Source organism: Pseudomonas antarctica (assembly GCF_900624995.1).
Taxonomy (GTDB): domain Bacteria; phylum Pseudomonadota; class Gammaproteobacteria; order Pseudomonadales; family Pseudomonadaceae; genus Aquipseudomonas; species Aquipseudomonas antarctica.
This window is the reverse complement of record NZ_UYXQ01000210.1, coordinates 1-4,278: the sequence shown is the minus strand read 5'-3', so window position 1 is coordinate 4,278 and position 4,278 is coordinate 1. Positions and strand designations below refer to the sequence as shown.

At 51.5% G+C, this 4,278-nt stretch carries 1 protein-coding gene; it reads left to right on the top strand.

All coding sequences use genetic code 11. The annotated features are described in order from the left end of the window. Window positions 1-289: 289 nt before the first annotated feature. Window positions 290-4,278: autotransporter outer membrane beta-barrel domain-containing protein (locus E0F99_RS29160; RefSeq protein WP_130909111.1), on the top strand; the 3,989-nt coding region annotated here is incomplete at its 3' end.

Genomic DNA, 4,278 nt, shown 5'->3' with positions numbered 1-4,278 from the left:
TTTTTGACGGGGACAGCTTCACCCCATAATCATCGGTACCAATAGGGTGGTTTGGACAGACTGGTCTCATTTGGGTTGTTTTACATTCCATCCAGTACCAGCTATGACCAGTTCGCCAGAGGCGCACTCGCTCACTGATGAGATACCGCCAATCCAGAAAAGAAAATTCCTACAAAAATCGAATTTCGCTACTACGCTCATGGTTTAGGATTACTTGCGCTTTTAAAAAGCTCTTCCTGCCCGTCTGCCCGGCTTTAGAACTGCCTAAACCTTCTTGCTCAGAGCCTCCATGATGAATTTTAAATCGAAAACGACCCTGCCTCGAAATATTCCGCTTGCGGCGATGCGTAACACCTCTCCATCAGAATTCAATTTTATTAAAACAGCCTTAGCCGTTGCGCTAATCTCACCTGCTACTTTTTTGTTTTCCGGCTATGCCTATGCAGCGTGTCCAGCCGATTCAAGTTCAGGTGTTAACGTCACCAGCGGTGAGACCTGTACTGCTGCGCTCTCCACTTACCAAACCAATGATGTCTTTTTATTAAAAACATATGGAATTGGTTCCGTCCTCAATATAACCGCTCCAGCAGTACAGCTAACTCAAGGTGGATTGCAAGCTTCCCATGGTGCCGTTTATTCTGAAATGGGCGGAGTAATTAATGTACAAGGGGCGTTAGATATATTCGCGGTTGGAACAGGCTCTTATAACACAGGCGTGTCAGCACATCATGACGGAAGCATTGTAAACCTTGGTAGTAATACGACTATTGTACACCATGGTAACAATATCGGGGGAGCAGGTATAAGCGCACAATCCGGTAATGCGCTTATCACAGCGGCTGGCCCAGTAAGCATAACTACTGACGGCGCTGCGGCTATCCTGAGTACCGAAGGCAGCACTATATCTTTAAAAGATATAAATCTTACAGTGGGCAGCAATGGCAACCCTAATCCAAATGGTATTTTCGTAACCGATGCCGGATCTTCAGTCAGCTATGCTAGTGGGGTGATGAATACATCGGGAACCGCTATTCGCGTCCTCAACGGTGGGGCCGTTTCAGCGTCCGGCTCTACCGAATTAACCACTACCCTGAATCAAGCCCAGGGCATTTCCGTTGATGGTCCTGCGAGCAGCGGCACATTCAATGGTTCGACCTCTATAACAACCTCTGGAGCCGAAGCACATGGCGCTGGTGCAGGCAATCAAGGCACCATCAAATTACTAGGCGGGGGCGCCATAAATACTGCAGGTCAGCAGGCCTATGGACTTTTCGCTGACGCGGCAGGCTCTCAGATCACTATGCAAGGTGGATCGATCAACACAACTGGCCTGCAGGGCAGTGGCGTTCTCGCACAAAACGCCGGGCAGGCTGCCCTGGTCGGCACTAGTGTGACCACCCAGGGAGATGCCGCACAGGGCCTGCAGGCCTTGAGTGGCGGTACCGTAGATGCCACAGGCGTTTCAGTTCTCACCAGCGGGGGTAGCTCGCGAGGCCTGTATTCAGATGGAGCAGGGAGCGCAATTCGCTTTTACGGCGGCACCGTCGCGACCAATAACACAAACTCTAATGGCATCTTCATTACCAATGAAGGCACTGTCGCCTTGCGGCGCGACACCAACGGAATCGGCAGCGTCATCAATACAGGCGGCGCCGCGCCAAGTGTGCTGATCGGATTCGGCAGCCCTACAGGAAGTGGTTCCTTCGATGCGGATGGAGCGACTGTCACAGCGGCAAACGGTAGCGCGATCTACGCGCAAGGATCTGGCAGTAGCGTACTGGTCAACGACAGCACCCTCAATGGTGCTACGGGCGCCGTTGCGCTCATCCAGGGCGCGAAAGCGACAGTCACTGACTCTGTTCTTAAAAGCTCCGCCGACTCCACAGGCCATGCCATTCAGGTTTCATCGGCATCTGCTTTTACAGGTACCGGCTTAGACATTTCCACCACGGGTCAGGGCGGCCGAGGAGTTTCAGCCACAGGCGTGGGTTCGACCGTCAGCCTCGGCTCGAGCAAAATCAGCACCACCGGTGAGAACGGCGCCTACGGACTGTTTGCCGAGGACAGCGCTAACGTCATCGCTACCGGCCTCGATATTAATACAACGGGCCTAAACTCCCACGGTGCTTTTGCCTTGACGGGCGCTGCCATCGATGTCTCCAACAGCACTGTCTTTACCTCGGGCGACAGCGCCAATGGTCTTGTGGCCAGTGGTGCTGGATCGGCCATTAAGGCGAACAATACAACCCTCAATACCAGCGGCCAGCAGGCCTATGGAGCGCTCGCTGACCAAGGAAAAATCGACATGGTCAACAGTACACTATTCACTACAGGCCAAAACTCAAACGCCATCAATGCTTTTAATTCTGGAATCGTCAATGTCACTGGTAGTAGCATCCTCACAAGTGGTCAAGGTTCAACAGGTATCAAAGTCCTTGACGACAGTGCCTTAGGGTCGACTGTAAATCTTTTCAGTACACAAGTACGCACCGAAGGCACGGATGCATGGGCCGCAGATGTAAAAGGCACTCTGAATATGCAGGGTGGTACCTTGAGCAGTGCATCGTACGGGGCAATGTTAGCCAGTGGCGATGCAACCATCAATTTAGAAAATAGCGCACAGGTTGTCGGAGGCAATGGCACGCTATTGTCTATTGCGAGCGAAAACAGTCTGGTTAACCTTACTCTGGACAATAATGTCTATGCACAAGGAAATATAACCTTTGCTAACCCTAGTAATGTTGATGCATTACTAAACTCTAGAACCAAGGTTTCCTTGCTGAACAGCTCAAGCTGGACAGGTAGTACTAATGCAATCGATTCATTGTCGCTTGACCTAACAAGCAAGTGGATGGTTACAGGTGACTCCAAGCTTAATCGCTTGGACAACTCAGGTAGCATTTACGTTGGGGGGGCTTTAGGTACCACTGTAACAGTCAACGATACGTATACGAGTAATGGTGGTTTATTGTCGTTAAAAACCCAACTCGGCAATGACTCTTCGCCGACTGATAAGCTCGTTGCAGGGAAAGTGGTTTTGGGAAGCGGCGCGACGCGTCTAGAGGTCAACAATGTCAATGGTTTGGGCGCACTGACAACGGGCGACGGTATTGAGGTGGTGCATGTTAATGATGCAAGCGCTTCTGCTGCAGGGGCCTTCGCCTTAGGTAATCGAGTTGCAGCAGGTGCGTATGAATATACATTGCAGCAGAATGGGCTAGCGGGTAGCGATGGTAATTGGTATTTGCGTTCCACGACGAACGTAACTCCTCCTGTAGTAGATCCGGTAACCCGTCCTAACTACCGGCCTGAAGTCCCCTTGAACATGGCGTTGCCTGCTCTCACTAACCGCTTTAGCCTAGCGATGCTGGGTACCTATCACGACCGTCGCGCTGAGTCGTCAGCCAATGAGAAGGATACAACCGTTAAACCAACTACCTGGGGCCGCGTGCTTGCTGAAAAAGGTAGCGCAGGTAAGTCTGGATATGGTGCCTTTATGGATCAAGGATCTTCCTATGACTACGACATTAAAGGCTTCCAGGTAGGGCAGGATCTCTATGGGGCGAAGAATCCCAATGGCACTACGGATGTCGCCGGTATTTATGTAGGACGGGGTGACATTTCAGGCAATGTGGATGCCGTTAACGGGGGGCGCGCTGGTTCAGCTTCAATGGACGCTACCTCGCTGGGCGCTTACTGGACGCGTAAAGGTGAAAACGGCTGGTATGTAGATTCGGTTCTGCAGGGAACGGTTTACAGCGATGTCAAAACTAATTCTGGAGAGGGTGAGAAGCTCAGAACCAAAGGCCGTGGCATGACTGCTTCGGTAGAGGGCGGTTATCCGATCGCCTTGGGTAACAATTGGGCTGTAGAACCTCAAGCGCAACTGATCTACCAGCAGATTTCGCTGGATCGTGACCAGGACACGTTTGGTAAAGTTAAGTTTGACGACACCAAAACAGGCTATGCGCGTGTCGGGTCACGTTTGACTAAGCAGCTGAACCTCAACAGCGATCAGCCTGCAACGGTGTGGGCTCGTGCCAACGTGTGGCAACAAATTGGCCCTGATAGCCGCACGACATTTACCAATTTGCAAGGCAGTAATGCTGTATCACTGGATACACGCTTAGGTGGGACTTGGGCCCAGATCGGTGTAGGTGTAACGGGTAAAGTTACAGAAAGCATTAGCGCGTTTGTTGGTACTGACTACAACCAAACAATGGGCAGTGGTGATGGGCACAGCATCAGCGGTCGAGTTGGGCTTGAGGTGACTTGGTA